This window comes from Salmonella sp. NW884 (genome assembly GCF_051700745.1).
GTDB classification, from domain to species: domain Bacteria; phylum Pseudomonadota; class Gammaproteobacteria; order Enterobacterales; family Enterobacteriaceae; genus Salmonella; species Salmonella enterica.
Window position 1 is genome coordinate 105,985 of sequence record NZ_JAMMDE010000009.1, and the last position, 19,496, is coordinate 125,480.

General features: G+C 52.3%; 16 protein-coding genes. 3 read left to right on the plus strand and 13 right to left on the minus strand.

The features are described 5' to 3' along the window. Positions 1-137: 137 nt before the first annotated feature. The 6 genes from yjcO to NA197_RS18265 form a co-directional block, all read right to left on the minus strand. Positions 138-827: a Sel1 family TPR-like repeat protein YjcO gene (gene yjcO / locus NA197_RS18240; RefSeq protein ID WP_000771454.1), complete on the minus strand. Its 690-nt coding sequence runs from the start codon at positions 825-827 to the stop codon at positions 138-140. Positions 828-1,003: 176 nt separating this feature from the next. Next, positions 1,004-3,151 carry a formate dehydrogenase H subunit alpha, selenocysteine-containing gene (locus NA197_RS18245; RefSeq protein ID WP_011233236.1) on the minus strand — a complete coding sequence of 716 codons (2,148 nt, stop codon included), beginning with the start codon at positions 3,149-3,151 and terminating at the stop codon, positions 1,004-1,006. Between the two features lie 365 nt (positions 3,152-3,516). After that, positions 3,517-4,425, minus strand: a complete 909-nt coding sequence (lpxO, locus tag NA197_RS18250; protein ID WP_000457022.1) for a lipid A hydroxylase LpxO — start codon at positions 4,423-4,425, stop codon at positions 3,517-3,519. A gap of 257 nt (positions 4,426-4,682) precedes the next feature. Then, a complete protein-coding gene (gene phnO / locus NA197_RS18255; RefSeq protein WP_064043433.1) occupies positions 4,683-5,117 on the minus strand; it encodes an aminoalkylphosphonate N-acetyltransferase in 435 nt (144 codons plus the stop codon). Positions 5,118-5,268: 151 nt separating this feature from the next. Then, positions 5,269-5,712: a VOC family metalloprotein YjdN gene (yjdN, locus tag NA197_RS18260; protein WP_061424931.1), complete on the minus strand. Its 444-nt coding sequence runs from the start codon at positions 5,710-5,712 to the stop codon at positions 5,269-5,271. A gap of 118 nt (positions 5,713-5,830) precedes the next feature. Further along, a complete protein-coding gene (locus tag NA197_RS18265) occupies positions 5,831-6,166 on the minus strand; it encodes a zinc ribbon domain-containing protein YjdM (RefSeq protein WP_000056482.1) in 336 nt (111 codons plus the stop codon). A 467-nt stretch (positions 6,167-6,633) separates the two neighbouring features. Between NA197_RS18265 and proP the strand changes: the two genes are divergently transcribed. Beyond that, complete coding sequence (gene proP, locus NA197_RS18270; protein ID WP_064043434.1) at positions 6,634-8,136, plus strand: glycine betaine/L-proline transporter ProP; 1,503 nt, start codon at positions 6,634-6,636, stop codon at positions 8,134-8,136. A 69-nt stretch (positions 8,137-8,205) separates the two neighbouring features. Then, a complete protein-coding gene (pmrR, locus tag NA197_RS18275; protein ID WP_000844399.1) occupies positions 8,206-8,295 on the plus strand; it encodes an LpxT activity modulator PmrR in 90 nt (29 codons plus the stop codon). 7 nt (positions 8,296-8,302) lie between these two features. Here the strand turns inward: pmrR and pmrB are convergent, their stop codons facing one another. The 7 genes from pmrB to melR all read right to left on the minus strand — a co-directional run bounded on the left by pmrB (position 8,303) and on the right by melR (position 17,793). After that, entirely contained in the window at positions 8,303-9,373 is a 1,071-nt protein-coding gene (gene pmrB, locus NA197_RS18280) for a two-component system sensor histidine kinase PmrB (protein ID WP_001212189.1), read from the minus strand. A gap of 9 nt (positions 9,374-9,382) precedes the next feature. Beyond that, positions 9,383-10,051 carry a two-component system response regulator PmrA gene (pmrA, locus tag NA197_RS18285; RefSeq protein ID WP_000697899.1) on the minus strand — a complete coding sequence of 223 codons (669 nt, stop codon included), beginning with the start codon at positions 10,049-10,051 and terminating at the stop codon, positions 9,383-9,385. Beyond that, positions 10,048-11,691, minus strand: coding sequence for a phosphoethanolamine transferase EptA (gene eptA, locus NA197_RS18290; protein ID WP_000919290.1), 1,644 nt, complete (start codon positions 11,689-11,691; stop codon positions 10,048-10,050). The genes pmrA and eptA overlap by 4 nt, the downstream gene beginning before the upstream one ends. Before the next feature lie 133 nt (positions 11,692-11,824). Beyond that, positions 11,825-13,162 (minus strand): arginine/agmatine antiporter, encoded by a 1,338-nt coding sequence (gene adiC / locus NA197_RS18295; protein ID WP_000093130.1) that lies wholly within the window; start codon positions 13,160-13,162, stop codon positions 11,825-11,827. 139 nt (positions 13,163-13,301) lie between these two features. Further along, a complete protein-coding gene (locus tag NA197_RS18300) occupies positions 13,302-14,063 on the minus strand; it encodes an AraC family transcriptional regulator (RefSeq protein WP_001217081.1) in 762 nt (253 codons plus the stop codon). 297 nt (positions 14,064-14,360) lie between these two features. Further along, positions 14,361-16,628: an arginine decarboxylase gene (adiA, locus tag NA197_RS18305; RefSeq protein WP_088759405.1), complete on the minus strand. Its 2,268-nt coding sequence runs from the start codon at positions 16,626-16,628 to the stop codon at positions 14,361-14,363. Between the two features lie 232 nt (positions 16,629-16,860). Beyond that, the gene (gene melR, locus NA197_RS18310; protein WP_000106992.1) at positions 16,861-17,793 is read right to left on the minus strand and encodes a transcriptional regulator MelR; all 933 of its coding nucleotides are present in this window, start codon (positions 17,791-17,793) and stop codon (positions 16,861-16,863) included. A 268-nt stretch (positions 17,794-18,061) separates the two neighbouring features. On the opposite strand from melR, the gene melA reads away from it, so the two are divergent. After that, a complete protein-coding gene (gene melA / locus NA197_RS18315; RefSeq protein ID WP_001728428.1) occupies positions 18,062-19,417 on the plus strand; it encodes an alpha-galactosidase in 1,356 nt (451 codons plus the stop codon). The last annotated feature ends 79 nt before the right edge of the window (positions 19,418-19,496 follow it).

Genomic DNA, 19,496 nt, shown 5'->3' on the forward strand with positions numbered 1-19,496 from the left:
TGCTTATCCGGCCTACAGAGAAAGAGAATGTAGGCCGGATAAGGCGTTCACGCCGCCATCCGGCAACCTGCTCCGGTTTGCCTGATGGCGCTACGCTTATCAGGCCTACAACGACTACGTTCATCCGGCAATAAACATCAACCATTCGTTAGCGTTTCGAACTCTTCGCAACCGGTATCAAACCCTTCCAGACAGCTTAGATTCAACCAGTGCAACGCCTTCTGCTTGTTCTTTTCAATAAAGCCCGGTTCACCGTTTAAAAACATCATTCCCGCCCAGTATTCTGAATAGCCGGTACGGGAAATGGCGGAACTGCGTTTGAAATACCAGGCGGCTTTTTCATCATCGGCGGCAATGCCCACGCCGTTGGCGTAAATCAGGCCAAGCAACATTTGCGCATCCACCGCGGAGTCGTTATCCAGATCTTCAGAGGCCTTTTGCAGCAGCGAGATGGCTTTTGGGTAGTCCGGGCGCCCGGCCTGGGTGTTGACCAGGATCCGCGCCAGCGTAATTTCGCCCGCTTTACTGCCCGCGTTAGCCGCCTTTTCAGCCAGCTTTTTCGCGTCGGGATAATCCAGGCTTACCGGATTAGTGATTTTGATTTGCGCCAGTAGCGCGCAGGCGTCGGCGTCGCCACTGTCGGCGGCTTTTTGCGCCCAGTATTCAGCTTTGTTCAAATCGCCATAGCTCAACCAACTGTCGGCCAGAAAATATTGTGCGCGTCTGTCACCTGCCTCTGCTGCCTGCAAATACTGGCTACCCGGCTCAGGATCTGCGGCATGGGCAAAGAATGTCATAAACAACATCAATGCAAGAAGTAGTTTCATTTTGAATTTTATTTAGGGTACGGAAAAGACAGTATAAAGAGATCGTATGGATAAAAAAACAGCCTCCGGACGGAGGCTGTTATAGGGAAAATGCCTGATGGCGATGCTAATGCATCTTATCAGGCCTACAGTAGACGCAGGCCGAATAAAGCATTCTGATGCCGCCATCCGGCAGATCAACCCATTGCGCTTTCGCGCAGGCGGGTTTTCAGCTTGTTGTACTCATCAATCACATACTGCTCGGCGGCTCGCTGATCGGCGATCGGCTCAACGCGTACGGCGCAGTATTTGTACTCCGGCGTTTTGGTAATCGGGCTGAGGTTTTCAGTCACCAGCTCGTTACAGGCGCCAATCCACCACTGGTAGGTCATGTAAATCGCCCCTTTGTTCGGGCGATCGCTGACCTGCGCGCGGGTGATGATTTTACCTTTGCGCGAATGAACCCACACCAGCGCTTCATCTTCAATGCCCAGACGCGCGGCGTCGGCGGTATTGATTTGCGCATAGCCCGGTTCATCGGCCAGCGCGGCCAGCGCCGCACAGTTACCGGTCATTGAGCGGCAGGAGTAGTGGCCGACTTCGCGCACCGTCGACAGTACCATCGGGTACTCTTCGGTGAGTTTATCGATAGGCGCTACCCAGTCGCAGGTGAAGAACTGCGCCAGACCGTTGGGGGTATCGAACTTCTCTTTAAAGAGGTACGAGGTTCCCTGATCGGCATCCGACGTGTCGCGGCACGGCCACTGGATATAGCCCAGCTCGCCCATTTTCTCGTAAGTGGCGCCGTAGAAATCCGGGCACAGATGACGCAACTCATCCCAGATCTCCTGGGTGTTGTTGTAGTGCATCGGATAGCCCATCCGGGTGGCGATTTCACTGATAATCTGCCAGTCGGTTTTCAGGTCCCACTTCGGCTCAACGGCTTTAAAGAAGCGCTGGAAGCCACGGTCAGCCGCAGAGAAGACGCCTTCATGCTCGCCCCATGAGGTAGAGGGTAAAATCACATCCGCCGCCGACGCGGTTTTGGTCATGAAGATATCCTGCACGATGACCAGTTCCAGATCCTCAAACGCTTTACGTACCGCAGAGAGTTCCGCATCGGTTTGCAGCGGATCTTCACCCATAATGTACGCCGCGCGCACTTCGCCATGCGCCGCACGGTGCGGCAGCTCGCTGATGCGATAGCCGGTATGCGCAGGCAGACTTTCTACGCCCCAGGCTTTAGCGAACTTCTCGCGGTTTTCCGGGAATTTAACGTACTGGTAGCCCGGATAAGTATCCGGCAGCGCGCCCATATCGCACGCGCCCTGAACGTTGTTCTGGCCGCGAACCGGGTTAACGCCCGCGCTTGGCTTGCCGAGGTTGCCGGTCAGCATCGCGAGGCTGGTCAGTGAACGCACGGTTTCCACACCCTGATAGAACTGGGTGACGCCCATACCCCACAAGATCGCTGCGCTTTTCGCGCTGGCATACATCCGCGCCGCCTGACGAATCTCCTGTGCGCTCACGCCAGTGATCTCTTCGACGGACTCCGGCGTATAGCCTTCGACAATCTTACTGTACTCTTCAAAACCTTCGGTACGGCTGGCGACAAACGCTTTGTCGTACAGGTTTTCTTCAATAATGACATGCCCCATGGCGTTGAGCAGCGCGATATTCGAGCCGTTTTTCAACGCGATATGCATGTCGGCAATGCGCGCGGTTTCAATTTTGCGCGGATCGCAGACGATAATTTTCGCCCCGTTGCGTTTAGCGTTAATCACATGATTCGCCACGATAGGGTGGGAATCTGCCGGGTTATACCCGAAGACGAACACTAAATCTGTGTTATCAATTTCATTGATAGCATTACTCATTGCGCCGTTACCGACCGATTGGTGCAGACCTGCAACCGATGGGCCGTGTCAGACGCGAGCGCAGCAGTCAACGTTATTGGTACCAATAACGGCGCGTGCGAATTTTTGCATCACATAGTTGGTTTCATTTCCGGTACCGCGAGAGGAGCCGGTTGTCTGGATTGCATCCGGACCGTACTTCGCTTTGATGGCGCTCAAACGTTCAGCGACGTAATTGAGCGCTTCATCCCAGGAAACAGATTCCAGTTTGCCGCCACGCTGGCGACGGATCATTGGGGTTTTCAGGCGCGGGGTCAGGATCTGGGTATCATTAATAAAATCCCAGCCGTAGTAGCCCTTCAGACACAGGGTACCCTGGTTGGTTTTCCCCTGCGCCGCCTCAGCCCGGACGATTTTGCCGTTATCGACCACCAGATTGATTTTGCAACCTGATGCGCAATACGGGCAAACCGTGACGACTTTTTTCATCGGTTTCGCTCCAGTTAATCAAATCGCGCATACGCGCTGTCGCCCTCAGTATGCATGTTTTATGCCACTTTTTTAGTATGGGCTTTCCCTGATATTACGGGCGAATTTTGCTCAAAACCCTGACGAAAAACAGGCTATCGTCAGTTTTGACGTGTCGAAAGAAAATGCCGCATGACATTTATTATGGGGAGAAACGCTGAGCGCGGGCCAGATAAGGCGGAGCCGCCATCCGGCAATCGACTCTGCCTGAAGTGGGGGTTTTTAATAAATTATCCGGATGGATAGACTCAAGGCCAGGGAACGCGTTGAGACTAACGCCAGGATAGAACGGGCCGCGGCAGGCAGTGCCATACCGCGGCCCGGCTTCAGAGGAGGCTGAAAAGGATTATCGCGGCAAAAATAGCGGCAATAACGAGATATTTCAGCGCGTAATAGAGAGTGCGGTTTTTCTTTTTCAGTCGCTGCCCGGCATCGCGTGCTGCGTGAACGTATTTAAAGATGCGATTAATCGCACCGGTGCGATCGTTCTCGTCGTTTGGCGAACTGGCGGCGGACATCAGCGATGCGCCGACCCAGTGGTTTACGCTCTGCGCCCAGCGCCATTTCATTGGGCGCTCAATATCGCAAAAGAGGATAATACGCGTCTGCTCAGTTTTATTTTCTGCCCAATGAACGTAGGTTTCGTCGAAGATGACGGCTTCGCCGTCGCGCCAGCTATGGCGCTGTCGATCAACTTCAATAAAACAGCGGTCGTCATTCGGTGTGCTTAATCCAAGATGGTAACGTACTGAACCGGCATAGGGGTCGCGATGTTTTCCCAGATAGGCTCCGGGAGGCAACTCGGCGAACATCGCCGCTTTGATAGAGGGGATGCTGTTGACCAGCTTTGTCGTTATCGGGCATAACGTTTCCGCCGACGGGTGGGCATCGGAATACCATTTAAGGTAAAACCGTTTCCAGCCGCGCTTGAAAAAGGTATTGAATCCGGCGTCGTTATTGGCCTGCGCGGCTTTTATGTGATGCTGAAGCTGTAGTGCCTCTTCACGAATCACCTGCCAGTTTTCCGTCAGCTTCTGCAGCTCTGGAAATGCCGTGGTATCAAAGTACGGCTGCTTTGCCGGTAACGTTGAGAAGCGAGTCATGAACATATTGATCGGCGCCATAAACGTCGAGTGGTCAAAGAGCTGACGGGAAAGTTTTTGTTTTTCCACCCCGCGTGAATGCGCATAAATGACGCTGATAATAAAAATACCGATAATGATTGCTGCGAACATAACGTCACTGTCCTTCTAAGAAAACCTCATCCCGGGATTTTCAGGCAACCCTCCCGGTGATGCCAAAGAGAAAAGTGTAGTTCGTTGACAATAAATTTACATTTCTACAACTTAAAAGGGCCGTTTTTGCTAAAGAAGCGAGTCAGCCCGTTTAACCTTTATCCAGGCTTGCCGACAGTAGAATTGAGATGGCTCCGCTACTTCACCCGGTGACGGCTGATTACGTTATGCCTTATCTTCTGATGACGGCTGCCCGATCACAATGCTTTCGTAAACCGAAAATGACTTTGCTTGTAACCTTCGCGAAGATAAAAACGGTGTGCATCGCGGCGTTTAATATTTGTGGAAAGCTCCGTTAGCTCGGCGCCCGCCTGACGTGCTTCTTCTTCTGCCCAGGCCAGAAGCTGACTGCCAACTTTTTGTCCCCGCATCTGCGGTAATACCACCAGCTCCTGAATTTCGCCAATCCAGTTGGCATGATGGAGATGAAACTGCATATGCAGGCTGATCATGCCGACTACCTCTCCGTTGCGCAGCGCTAAACGATAATGAACGTTGGGGTCCAGTAAATTAGCGGCAAATCCATCCCTGAAAGCCTGATAATCAAGCTCATTTTTAAGTAACTCACAGATAAGCGCGTAAATAGAATCGGTATCCTCTGTTGTCGCGTGGCGTAATTCACAGACTGGCATAATGTCCTCCCGACGCTTCATCAGGATCAACCATCTTTCGCCAGACTGTAGCAAACTACCGTCATTATTTATTCTATGACAGTTAAACGGCGGATAACGTACAGCCAAAGATCACTCTGATGGCAAGGGGGAGGGTGAGCCTCCCGGGGAATTAGGTGGCAGGCTGATGTTTAACCACGTTAATCATCCACGGCACACCGAAACGATCGCTGACCTTGCCGAAACCCTGCGCCCAGAAGGTCTCCTGCCAGTCCATTTCGATTTGCCCTTGTGCGGCAAGGTTATCAAACCAGCGCTTCCCTTCTGCTACATCCTGGGTATCAAGCACCAGCGTAAAGCCGGAATAATGCGCCGTTCCCGACGGGCTGGCATCACTCATCATGATATCGCTGCCGGCAATACGCATGTTGGCGTGGGCGATAGCAGTATCGGGAAAGCGTACTCCTGACGGGCAGCCCTCTTCGTTATCCGCCGCCGAGGGGGGCATTTCACCGAAGCTGAGTTTATAAAGCAGTTCTGCGCCTAACGTTTGTTGATAATACGCGATGGCGTCGGCACAGTTGCCGGCAAAAGAGAGATAGGGACTTAACGGCATAATGGTTACCTCAGGTAAGAGATGCTCGTTAAGTGTAGTTCGAAATTGGCACAATATTGTCGGTGGCAGGGCCGCTCAGGCCCGGTAAGCAGGCACTACCGGGCAATGACGCGGTAAATCAGTTCTTTTTCACGAACTCGGATTTCAGTTTCATCGGGCCAAAACCATCGATTTTGCAGTCGATGTTATGGTCGCCTTCAACCAGACGAATGTTCTTCACTTTGGTGCCGATTTTCAGCATGGAAGAGCTGCCTTTTACTTTCAGATCTTTCACGATGGTGACGCTATCGCCGTCCGCCAGCAGGTTGCCGTTGGCGTCTTTGACAATCAGCTCATCGCTCTCCTGAGCGGGTTCCGCATCGTTCCATTCGTGAGCGCATTCCGGGCAGATGAACATGCCGTTATCTTCGTAGGTATATTCGGAGTTACATTGCGGGCAGTGGGGTAATGACATGTTAGTATCCTCAAAAAGTCAGCGGGGGCAAACGCGCCCAAAAATGGCAGATCGCCGAAAAAGGCCGCAATTATACACAAAATCCTTAGCGTTGTCGGGACTATTGCCGCTTTTATAAAAGGGGCTGCGCCACGCCAGTCAGCAATGCTTTACACTCGAATAACCGCTTTTTTACTGTCACCACAGTGCATTAGGGCGTCCTTGTTTACACCTTTTGACCGAATTGACATATATGTGTGAAGTTGATCACATATTTAAACCCTGTTAGGGTAAAAAGGTCATTAACTGCCCATTCAGGCGTCAACAGGTTCGGTTGTACAGTCCGTAACCGGACAGTGTAAGTAAACCTGCTACGCTTGTATGAGGGATAGCGTTCGCGCCCCTCCCTCCGCTCGACGGCGACGCTGGCGCGGTATGCCAGTGCCCGCCGTATATAGCGCTACAGGGCTTAGCCTATGAGGACAGCTATGCTGAAAAGGAAAAAAATAAAACCGATTACACTGGGCGATGTGACCATCATTGATGACGGTAAACTTCGCAAAGCGATTACCGCCGCCTCGCTGGGCAACGCGATGGAGTGGTTTGATTTTGGTGTTTATGGATTTGTTGCCTACGCGTTGGGTAAAGTCTTTTTCCCCGGCGCCGATCCCAGCGTCCAGATGATTGCCGCGCTGGCCACGTTTTCCGTTCCCTTCCTGATTCGTCCGCTCGGCGGGTTATTCTTTGGTATGCTCGGCGATAAATACGGGCGCCAGAAGATCCTGGCGATCACGATTGTGATTATGTCGATCAGTACCTTCTGTATCGGGTTAATCCCCTCTTACGCGACGATCGGTATCTGGGCGCCAATACTGTTGTTGCTGTGTAAAATGGCGCAGGGCTTCTCGGTTGGCGGGGAATATACCGGCGCGTCGATCTTTGTCGCGGAATATTCGCCGGATCGTAAACGCGGATTTATGGGAAGCTGGCTGGATTTTGGTTCTATCGCCGGATTCGTGCTGGGCGCGGGCGTGGTGGTCTTGATCTCGACGATTGTCGGCGAGGAGAATTTCCTGGAGTGGGGCTGGCGTATTCCGTTCTTTATCGCCCTGCCATTGGGAATTATCGGTCTCTACTTACGCCATGCGCTGGAAGAGACGCCAGCGTTTCAGCAGCACGTGGGTAAACTGGAGCAGGGCGACCGCGAAGGGTTGCAGGATGGGCCGAAAGTCTCCTTTAAAGAGATTGCCACCAAACACTGGCGTAGCCTGTTGTCATGTATCGGTCTGGTGATTGCCACCAACGTGACCTACTACATGCTGCTCACCTACATGCCGAGCTACCTGTCGCATAACCTGCACTATTCTGAAGATCACGGCGTGTTGATTATCATCGCCATTATGATCGGGATGCTGTTTGTGCAGCCGGTGATGGGGCTGCTGAGCGACCGTTTCGGTCGACGTCCATTTGTGATTATGGGCAGCATTGCGCTGTTCGCGCTGGCGATCCCGGCCTTCATCCTGATTAACAGTAACGTTATTGGCCTGATTTTTGCCGGTTTGTTGATGCTGGCGGTGATTCTGAACTGCTTTACCGGGGTGATGGCCTCGACATTGCCGGCGATGTTTCCGACGCATATTCGTTACAGCGCGCTGGCGGCGGCTTTTAATATCTCTGTATTGATTGCCGGTCTGACGCCAACGCTGGCGGCCTGGCTGGTGGAAAGCTCGCAGGATCTGATGATGCCGGCGTATTATTTGATGGTCATCGCGGTGATAGGCTTGATTACCGGTATTTCCATGAAAGAGACGGCCAATCGTCCGTTAAAAGGCGCAACGCCAGCGGCGTCGGACATCCAGGAAGCGAAGGAAATTCTGGGCGAGCATTATGATAATATTGAGCAGAAAATCGACGACATCGATCAGGAAATTGCGGAGCTGCAGGTCAAACGTTCGCGTCTGGTACAGCAACATCCGCGTATCGATGAATAAATTTCGCGCTTAAGGTTCGCTTAATCTCTCGCGGGCATACTCTCCTCCATACCTTTGGAGGAGAGCGTCATGAAAAGCTATATTTATAAAAGTTTGACGACCCTGTGTAGTGTGCTGATTGTCAGCAGTTTTATCTATGTGTGGGTCACGACGTATTAAACGCCTGTTATGCCTTTTTCAACAGCACCCAGGCACGGGTGCCTGTTCTTTCCGTACGGTTTTGCAGGAAAAACTGTCCCTGATGTAGCTGGGTGATGCGGCTGACGATACTCAGCCCCAGGCCAATTCCGCCATAACGGCTGTCCATCCGCACGAACGCTTCGCTTAGCTTCCCGCATTTGCTTTCATCAATACCCGGCCCCTCGTCTTCGACCGCCATAATAGCGTCGGGGTCGGCGCTAATGTGGATAGTGATATGGGTTCCTTCAGGGCTATAGCGATGCGCGTTTTCCACCAGATTTCGCAACAGCATACGCAGTAACGTCGCATCACCGCGCACCACCACGTCCGCCGCGCTTTCCGGCAGCAACAGAGTTTGCTGGCGCGTTTCCAGCATGGTGTTCAGCTCATCGTAGGAGGGGAGGATCACATCTTCCAGCAGTTTTACTTCCTGATAATTCCCGGAAGAGAATGACTGGCCTACGCGCGCCAGTTGCAGAAGCTGGGAGACGCTATCCATCATCTGGTCAAGACGGGCGATAAGCGGCGCGACATCAACATTGTGGGTTTTTGACAATAATTCCAGATGCAAACGCACCCCCGACAGCGGCGTGCGTAGCTCATGGGCCACATCGGCGGTAAAAAGGCGTTCATTGTCGAGCGTGGTGGTCAAACGCGTAACCAGTTGATTGATCGCCGAGACGACGGACTCAATCTCAAGCGTGGAGCTGTGAATGGCGATCGGCGCCAGATTATCCGCCGTCCGCGCTTCCAGCTCTTTTTGCAGTTCGGCGAGCGGACGGGTAATACGCCGTACCGCCTGGTAACAAATTAGCAGCGTCAGGCTAACCATAAATACGCCGGGGACGATCAGGCTGGCGACCGCCTCGCGAATTTCGTGCATGATATGGCGATCGTTGTTGCGATTATCCCGCAGCGCCTGCTCGAACAATTGGATTTGCTCAGTGCTTTCATGCCATAACCAGAAGGTACTGATTAACTGGAACACCAGCAGAATAAGACCAATTGTCAGCATTAAACGCTGGCGAAGGGTCATCGCTCTTCGCTGAAAACGCATCAGGCTCACTTAGCTTTCCTCAGTGGCAACCAGCATGTAGCCAAACCCGCGAACCGTGCGAATGCGCGACTTGCCGACTTTGTCGCGCAAATTATGTATATGCACTTCCAGAGTGTTGGTCGAGGGTTCGTTATCCCAGTTGTAGATATCGTTATAAAGAATTTCCCGGTGCACCGGACTGCCTGCCTTGAGCATCAACCGTGAGAGCAACGCGTACTCCTTAGGCGTCAGGGTCAGCTCCTGTCCATCCCTCCATGCCTGATGGCGGCCTATATTGAGCGTCAGATTGCCAACCGTCAGTTCACTTTCACCCTGATTATTATGGCGGCGCAGCAGCGCGCGGATGCGAGCGTGCAACTCCTCCAGGGCGAAGGGTTTAACCAGATAATCATCTGCGCCGACATCCAGCCCGGTAATGCGATCGTTGAGCGTATCGCGGGCGGTCAGAATGAGTACCGGCAGGGTGTATTTTTTCTGTCGGATTCGCGTCAGGAAATGCAGGCCATCCTCATCGGGCAGCCCTAAATCCAGCACCATCAGACTGTAATGACCAGACTCCAGACTATGCTCGGCGGCACGCGCTGTCGAAACGCCATCACACGCATAGCCTTCGGTTTGCGCGGCGAGTATTAACCCCTGTAATAATAGCGTGTCGTCTTCAACAATCAGTATCTTCATTCGCTTAGTCTCCTGCACGGTTGCAGAATATCATCTGCGGCCTGGTAATACGTCGTTTGTACGCCGGTTAATCCCAGCATGGTTGAGAAAAGATTGTCCTGTGAATAATCCAGCGTGCTCGCCCGTTTTTGCAGGCAGGCCTGATCCACCTGATAACGCTGTTGATAATCTTTAGAAAGCCAAATGAGCATCGGGACATGTTTTTGCGTATCCGGCGCAATGGAATACGGCAAACCGTGTAAATAAACGCCATTTTCACCCAATGATTCGCCGTGATCGGAAAGATAGACCAGGCTGGTGGTGAATTTATCCTGATGAGATTTCAGCAGATTAATGGCTTTATCTACAATATAGTCCACGTACAGCACGGTATTATCATAGGTGTTGATCAACTGCTGTTGGGAACAGTTCTGAATTTCGTTCGTGTCACAGGTTGGGGTAAATTTTTTAAACTGCGGTGGATAACGGTTGTAATAGGTTGGGCCGTGGCTGCCGATGGTATGCAGTACAATAACGCCATCGCCTTTCAAATGGTCGATATAGTCTTCCAGACCGTGAAATAACACCTCATCGTAGCACTCGCCGTCGATACATTGTCCGGGCAGGTTTAGCTCGGTGACATTTTGATGCGGAACGCGATCGCATGCGCCTTTACAGCCGCCGTCATTATCATTCCACAGTACGTTAATCCCCGCGCGCTGGATAATATCCAGCAGCCCTTCCTGGTGATGCGCCAGCTCTTCGTCATAATGTTTGCGCGGCATATCAGAAAACATGCAGGGAACGGAGATCGCGGTCGCCGTACCGCAAGAGGTGGTATGCGGGAAATAGATCACATCGTCTTTCGCCAGCCGCGGATTGGTGTCGCGCGGATAGCCGCCAAGAGAGAAATCATCGCCGCGCGAGGTTTCGCCAACGATGAGAATCGTCAGGTTTTTGCGATCGCCTTTCAGCATTAATGGATTGCGATGGGCATCCTCGCCAATGCGTACCAGCGGCAAATTCGCCAGCCGTTGATGCGAATACCATGACCAACTGGCGACAATACTGTTCGATGGGCTTAACGCTTTGATCAACTGTTTATTATTTCGAAATAGCGAGGCGTAATCTTTATAGAAAAAGGCGGCGACCAGAATAACTAATAAAATAGAGATCAGGACGCTGGCCAGGCGGTAAAGCCCGCTACGTAAGCGCGGCGTCGCCGGACGGATTTTGACCCAGAAGGCAATCACGGCTGCCAGAACGCCGCTTAATCCCAGAGTCAGCACCATTTGCGGCGTCATCAGCGCAAAGGTTTCCGCGGGCGTGGTATCCATCATATTGGCGATCATGGAGCGATCGATGATGATGCCGTAAGTCAAAATAAAATACTGCGCGGCAGCGCCGACCAGAATAAAAACGCAGGCCAGCAGTCGGTTTAGCCAAATAAATGAGGCCAGCGTCAGCACACTATTGACCACGCTAAACGCGACGACCGGCATGGAAATAAACACCAGCACATTGCGCAGCGAGTTTAACGGTAGGTCTTGTAGTACCTGCTTGTAGAACGCAATGTTCAGGCAGACGGCAATATAAAAGGAAAAAAGCAGAAGCCAGGCGATTTGCCCAAGAACAGGTCTTTTAAGAAAGCGCTTTAACATGTTGATGCGTCCATCGATTCGGTGACGCTAATCGTGACAAAGTAAAATTAAGTGAACCTTAAGAACTTAATGTTGGTGGTGGCCGGATAACCTGCGCTATCCGGCCTGTTGCGATAACATTAACTACACGTGGTCAATCTTGTTTAACCGGCGCATCCAGCGGATACGGGTTTTTGTGAATGCGGTTGTAGTTCAACGCATACAGCGCGGTGATCACCATCAACGTGACGAACGACCACATCACTTCTTTGGCGCCGGAACCGATAACCGCCCAGATGCAATATACAAACGCGACGAAGGTAATCAGCAGATACAGCGGGCGCGCTTTACCAAAGTGACCGTGGCCCAACAGTAACAGCGCGGCACAGGTGTAAAGATAAGGCACCAGGGTGAAGATAACCGACACGGAGGAGACCAGACCAAACTCTTTCGCGGCGTTCGGCGACATACTGCTGAACTGGAAGATAGTCATCAGCACGCCGACGATAAGCAACCCAGCCACTGGCGTACCAGCTTTATTAACCCGCGCGAAGATCGGCGGGAAGAGACCATCGTCCGCCGCCGCTTTTGCGGTTTGACCGGCAAGCAGCGTCCAGCCGCCGAGAGAGCCCAGGCAACCCGCTGCCGCACAGAAGGAAACAATAGCCCCTGCGGTATCGCCCAGCGCCATACGCGCCGCGTCACCGAAAGGCGATGCCGACACACGCAGCGCCGCGTTGGGGATCATCCCCATAATCGCCGTTGTGGAGAGTACATAGCAGACGGCGGCGATCAGTACCCCGCCGATGGTGGCGATAGGCACGTTGCGTTTCGGGTTTTTGACCACCCCGGCCGCAACGGAGGCGCTTTCTACCCCGATGAATGACCACAGCGTAACGTTCAACGTGCTTTGAATCGCCCCGAAGGTATTCATGCCGCTCACGTTCCAGGCCGCCATATAGGTTTCGCCTTTAAACCAGAACCAGCCGAAGACCGCAATCCCTACGATAGGCACCAGCGCCAGTACGGTGGCGACGGCCTGTACGCGGGTAATCATTTTCGGCCCGACGATGTTCAGCAGAACAAAAATCCACAGCACCGCGACGCAGGTAAGCGTTAATACCAGCGGATCTTTCAGAATCGGGAAGAAATAGCTCAGATAGCCGACGCCGATAACGACCATCGCGATATTACCGATCCAGCATGCCAGCCAGTACAGCACGTTCGTTTGATAGCCCAAAAACGGCCCGAAGCAGCGGCGTGCGTAGGCATAGGAACCGCCGGGACTGGGATCTAAGGACGACATTTTGGCATAAACCATCGACAGCGCCAGGGCGCCGATGATAGTGACCAGCCATCCGTAGATTGCAATCCCGCCAGTGGCCGCCAGGTTGGCAGGGAGTAAGAATACCCCTGAACCCATAATATTCCCCGATACCATTAAGGTGACGGGGATTAGGCCCACTTTGTGAGCATCAGCATCCGAAGACATAATTTGGACTCCTGAAAAGGTGACTTCGTTACGATAAATTACGTCGTATCATACCCCCTCAGAATGCCGCTGAATTATGTCGGAGACGGGTTATCGCCAATGCTGTTATTATCGTGTCTTATCGTTGAGTGTAGAAAAATTAGGCAGCCGATCGTTCCCGATGTTGGCTAACATAATGCAGGGGGGTCATACCATAAAACTCTTTAAACACGGAAATAAAGTACGATGTGCTGTTATACCCACACAGCTGTGAGACTTGAGAGATATTCTTTCCGTCCATTAATAATTGGTTTACGGCATAACGCATTCGGCAGGTCGTGATTATTTGGCTATAACTGGTATTCTCGTTTTTGAGCTTTTTCTTTAACAAGCTTGGACTCAGGCACAGGCAACTGGCAACGGCGCTCAGATTCCAGTCTTTATGAATATCGCTCTGAATGATGTGGTAAACGCTGTCACTGATGCGGCTGCGCAGCATGTGCATTAACAAAGAAATAAATTTTTTGTGGTCAAGAAAGCGGGATAAAACGGTGAAAAGGAGCGCACGGGTACGTTCACTAACAATTTCATCCGGTGCTTCCATCGCGCTGTAGCGGGCAGCGACCCTGAAGATATCCGGCGTCAGACAGTTGGCGGTCAATAAGGGATCGGCGTTGCGTTGCCAGACGGGAAGGTGTGAGAGATCTTTATTCAGGAATTGTAAATAGTCTTTAATATTATTGCGACTCACTTGTATTACTAGCACGCTATTTAATGATGAAATGTCAATAACGTTATTTTCACAAGCCAGAATGGCCATATAATTCGCTTTTAAACTGATTGGCTCCTTACCATTTACTCGTAACCATGTATCTTTTTCGGTTAATAACACTATGCAAGGCTCGTTGCTGCAAATCCTCATACCCGAACTCCTGGAATATGAACATAAAAGACCGGATCTCGCCAAACGGGAGAGATAACGGGGACTGAGTCAATTGTGTGATGAATTGAAACTGCACTAAAATAACTTTCCTGAATAATATTACAATATTTGTACGATGAATTAGGGTGTACAAAAAGTTGTACGCGAGTGGCAACTTGTCATTTTTGTATAAAAAAAGCGCGGGATGGGGCCCGCGCAAAAAGGTATGACAGTATTATTGTTTTGCAGCAATACTCAGGGAATACATGCCATCCTCAAAAAAAAGACTCTTTGTGATTAGGCTTTCACGCACATAACGTGATATACGCCATCAATAATTTCCGTGCCTTCGGTTTCATGCTCAAAGCCAGGGAAGTGATGATCCCAGGATTGCAGTGAGCGTAAGTAACCCACCTGCGGACTGTTTTCATCGCCAAAGTTTTCGCCGGAGAGCAGCATCGGGATTCCTGGCGGGTAAGGAATAACGGAGTTCGCCGCAATGCGACCCGGTAGATTTTCAATCGCCACCATTTCAATATTGTCGTTCACGATCGCGTTGTAGGCGTCGCGCGGGGTAATCTCCGCAACCGGCAGGGTGGAATAGGCGGCGTTGAGACGGGCGCCCGGGTTATTTTCACGTAGCCAGGCAAACATTTTATCGCCCAGGTCATGAATACCCATGTTCGCGTAAGTGTCAGGATAATCCTGCACCAGTTCCGGCATCACCTGCGCCAGCGGCGTATTCGCGTCGTAATGATGTTTGAAGGAGCACAGCGTGTTGATCAGCGTTCCCCATTTCCCGCGAGTTACCCCCATAGAGAACAGGAACATAATCTGAAAGTCGGTGGTGCGGGTCGGCACGATACCGTGGCGGCCAAGCCATGCTGTGACCAGTGCAGCAGGTACGCCGGATGCTTCCAGTTCGCCATCGTCGCCCATACCCGGCGCCAGGATACTGACTTTAATCGGGTCCAGCATACTCCAGTTATCCGGCAGGTCTTTAAAGCCGTGCCAGGTTTCTCCGGGGCGCATGACCCAGCAGTTCTGGTCGGTGGCCAGCAGTTTTGCCGGCGCGTCGGCGAAGTCATATGTTTTACCGGTTTGTGGATCGGTGACGACGTCTTTATTCCACGGTTTAAAGAACCAGTCGCCTTCATCGGTAAACTCTTTATAAAGACGCGCCATCGCCTGACGGAAATCAACCGCTTCGTCAATCACCTCTTGAGTCAGGGACAGACCGCTGTTACCGTCCATCATCGATACCGCCACATCGTTGGATGCGCAGATGGCATATAACGGAGAGGTGGTGGCATGCATCATATATGCCTGGTTGAAGCGGGAGAAATTCACCGCGCCACGGCCTTCACGGACGTGAATGTAGGAAGCTTGTGAAAGCGCATTCAGGAGTTTGTGCGTGGAGTGGGTGGCAAACACGGTCGGACCGTTATGGTCGCCTGGCTCGCCGCGCATCGCGTAGTGATCGCAATAAATCGGGTTGAAGCGCGCATAGCCGTACCATGCTTCGTCGAAGTGAATGCGATCGCTGGTTTTTGCCAGCAGATCCTGCGCCTCTTTGGCGTTATAGCATACGCCGTCATAGGTACAGTTGGTCACCACGCTGTAAGACGGTTTCTGTCCAGCTTTGGTTTTGGTCAGCGGGCTGGTGCTGATTTTTTTCTGCAAGGTTTCAGGCTGCATTTCCTGCGGGTAGATTGGCCCGATAATGCCGTAACGGTTACGGCTTGGCACCATATATACCGGTTTGGCCCCAGTGAGGATCAGCCCCTGCTCGATGGATTTATGGCAGTTACGATCCAGTACAACGACATCATTATCCGTCATACAGGCCTGCATAATAGTACGGTTAGAACCTGAGGTCCCGACAACCACGGACCAGGAGCGGTCAGCACCGAATACGCGGGCGGCATTTTTCTCGCTTTCGCCAAACGCGCCGGTATGGTCGAGGAGTGAACCGAGCGTGGTACGCTCAATCCCCATATCGCTGCGGAACAGGTTTTCGCCATAATAATCGTGATAAAAGCGACCGGCAGGCGTTTTAGTGAAACCGACGCCGCCCTGGTGTCCCGGCGCCGCCCATGAATATTCATGAATGTCGCTGTATTTCATCAACGCGTTAAACAGCGGTGGTAACAGCTGCTGGCGATACCGGGTCATGGCGGCAACGGCGCGTCCGGCGATAAAGTCAGCGGTGTCTTCCAGAATCCAGGCGAATTCATCGACAAGCTCCAGCAGGTCGCGGTCCAGCGATGCCGTCGCTTTTTCCCTGTCGCCTAACAGGAAAACGGGCACGTTTTGCTGACGCTCGTGAAGCTTACCGATCAATTGCCTGACGCTCAGGTGCTCATCCGGTTGTTCCATTTGGTAGCTAAACATCAGACAGTCAATGGCTTCGTTCGCGGACAAGATGGCATAGCCGTCATCGAAGGATGTCGATTTAATGACGGTAACATTTTGTTGGCTCAAGGCATCCGCCAGACGCTCAACCGCGTTGCCAACCCAGGTGTCCTGATGCAGAAACTCACTTTCAACAATTAATACTTTCATCATCTTTTACCCGGTTGTGGAGGCCGTGCAATTTACGCCTTGCCGACCCGCCGTATGAATGTGACGTGGGCAAGTATTACCCCGTCAAATAGGGGGTGTAAAGTGATGGAATAATGGTCAGTTATTGATATTATTGTTTAATAAACAATGGGTTAATTATTGATAGCGAGCGATTTCACCCGCGGTTTATCGACAGGTGAATTATTTTTTTGGCTGATAGTGGTATCCGGCTTTAGCCGGGCATCGTCTGGCGTCGTTGCTGGCTTAGCTTGCGATATTGTTGCGGCGACATACCGACAAATTTGCTAAAAGTACTGTAAAAACGGCTGCTGGATCGAAACCCGGCAGTCAGAGCGACATCGAGGATCGTTTTGTCAGTATCGCTCAATAAGGCACGTACGTGATTGATGCGCATCGCCGTGATGTACTGCTTCATCGTCAATTGCATAACCCGCTGGAATATCCCCATCGCGTAGTTAGCATTGAGTTTGACATGCTCCGCGACGTCGTTAATGGTGAGCGCCTGATCGTAGTTATCGGCAATAAATCCCAGCATCTGGCTTACGTAAAACTGCGCATGGCGTGAGACGCTATTCTTGTGGGTGCGTGATGTTTTATTGAGCAAAATGGGCTGCCAGCCGGAAAGGCTAAAGCGTTTAAGCATCAGACCGATTTCATCGATCGCCAACTGGCGAATTTGCTCATTCGGGCTGCTTGTTTCCTGCTGCCAGCGCAACACTTCAAAGGTGCTAAGCTGCTGGGTCGCCAGTGATTTAACCACCATCCCGTGCGTGACATGGTTGATAAGATCGCGATCCAGCGGCCAGGAGAGAAACAGGTGCATCGGCAAACTGAAAATCGCCATCTGGCGGCAGTTGCCGGGGCGGGTAAGCTGGTGTGGCGTACAGGCCCAAAACAGGGTGATATGTCCCTGCTTTATCTGCACGACTTCATTGTTGATTAAATACTCCACATCGCCGTCAAACGGAACATTCACTTCTACTTGCCCATGCCAGTGACTGCTGGCCATTCTGTGCGGCGGCCTCAGTTCAACGTCCAGTCGTTGATATTCGGAATAGAGCGACAGCGGGCTACGGGTTTGCTTTTCATCGCCGTTGCACATGTGCGGGTCGGGCGGGAGGAGGGATATTGCTTGCGTACTCATCGTCACTCCATTTCCTGAATTATCAGAATTATGCCCCTTTAGCCGGGAGGAAACCGGGAATCCGGACACAGAATCCGTCGATATTGTAGAGCGTAGCCTGACTATCAGGCCGAATACTCTGCTTTTTACGCCATTTTGTCCCAAAAACTCAGATCTCCCGCGCGCCAGCATACGATCTGAGTTTTCGGGAATGCTCATCGGGGAAGACGGAGGTTTTCACCGGGAACGCGTGCCACCATGAAGGTGTTCACTACTGTTCTGGAGAGTCATGATGACGGCACCCAAAATTACCTTTATCGGCGCAGGTTCTACGATTTTCGTCAAAAATATCCTCGGCGATGTGTTTCACCGCGAGGCGCTAAAATCAGCGCATGTCGCCCTGATGGATATTGACGAAACCCGGCTGGAAGAGTCGCACATTGTGGTACGGAAACTGATGGACTCAGCGGGCGCTTCTGGCCGGATTACCTGCCATACCCACCAGAAAGCGGCGCTACAGGATGCGGATTTCGTGGTGGTCGCCTTTCAGATTGGCGGCTATGAACCCTGCACCGTGACCGATTTTGAGGTTTGTAAGCGTCATGGCCTGGAACAGACGATCGCCGATACGCTGGGGCCGGGCGGCATTATGCGCGCGCTGCGGACCATCCCGCATCTGTGGCGGATTTGCGAAGACATGACGGAAGTTTGTCCGAAAGCCACCATGCTCAATTACGTCAACCCGATGGCGATGAATACCTGGGCGATGTATGCCCGTTATCCGCATATCAAACAGGTCGGCCTGTGCCATTCGGTACAGGGAACGGCGGAAGAACTGGCGCGCGACCTGAATATCGATCCCGCCTCGCTGCGCTACCGCTGCGCCGGCATTAACCACATGGCGTTTTACCTCGAACTGGAGCGCAAAACGGCTGACGGGACTTATGTCGATCTCTATCCTGAATTGCTGGCGGCCTATGACGCCGGACAGGCGCCGAAGCCCAATATTCACGGCAATGAACGCTGCCAGAACATTGTGCGCTATGAGATGTTCAAAAAGTTGGGCTACTTCGTCACCGAGTCATCAGAGCATTTTGCCGAGTACACGCCGTGGTTTATTAAACCGGGACGCGAGGATCTGATTGCACGTTACAAGGTGCCGCTGGATGAATATCCGAAACGCTGCGTAGAACAACTGGCGAACTGGCATAAAGAGCTGGAGGAGTATAAAACCGCCGAGCGTATCGACATCAAACCGTCCCGCGAGTACGCCAGCACCATTATGAACGCTCTGTGGACCGGCGAGCCGAGCGTGATTTACGGCAATGTGCGTAATGAGGGGCTGATTGATAACCTGCCGCAGGGAAGCTGCGTGGAAGTGGCTTGTCTGGTGGATGCCAACGGCATTCAACCGACGAAGGTGGGGACGATCCCTTCCCATCTGGCGGCGATGATGCAGACCAACATCAACGTGCAAACGCTGTTGACCGAAGCCATCCTCACGGAAAACCGCGATCGCGTGTATCACGCGGCGATGATGGACCCTCATACCGCAGCGGTGCTGGGTATCGAAGAAATCTATGCGTTGGTTGACGATCTGATCGCCGCGCATGGCGACTGGCTTCCGGCCTGGTTACGCCGTTAATCTCCAGCCGCGCTGGACGGCAGATCCGGCGTTTAACCTCTACTAACAGAAGGCGGGCGCTGGTAACAGCGACCCGGTA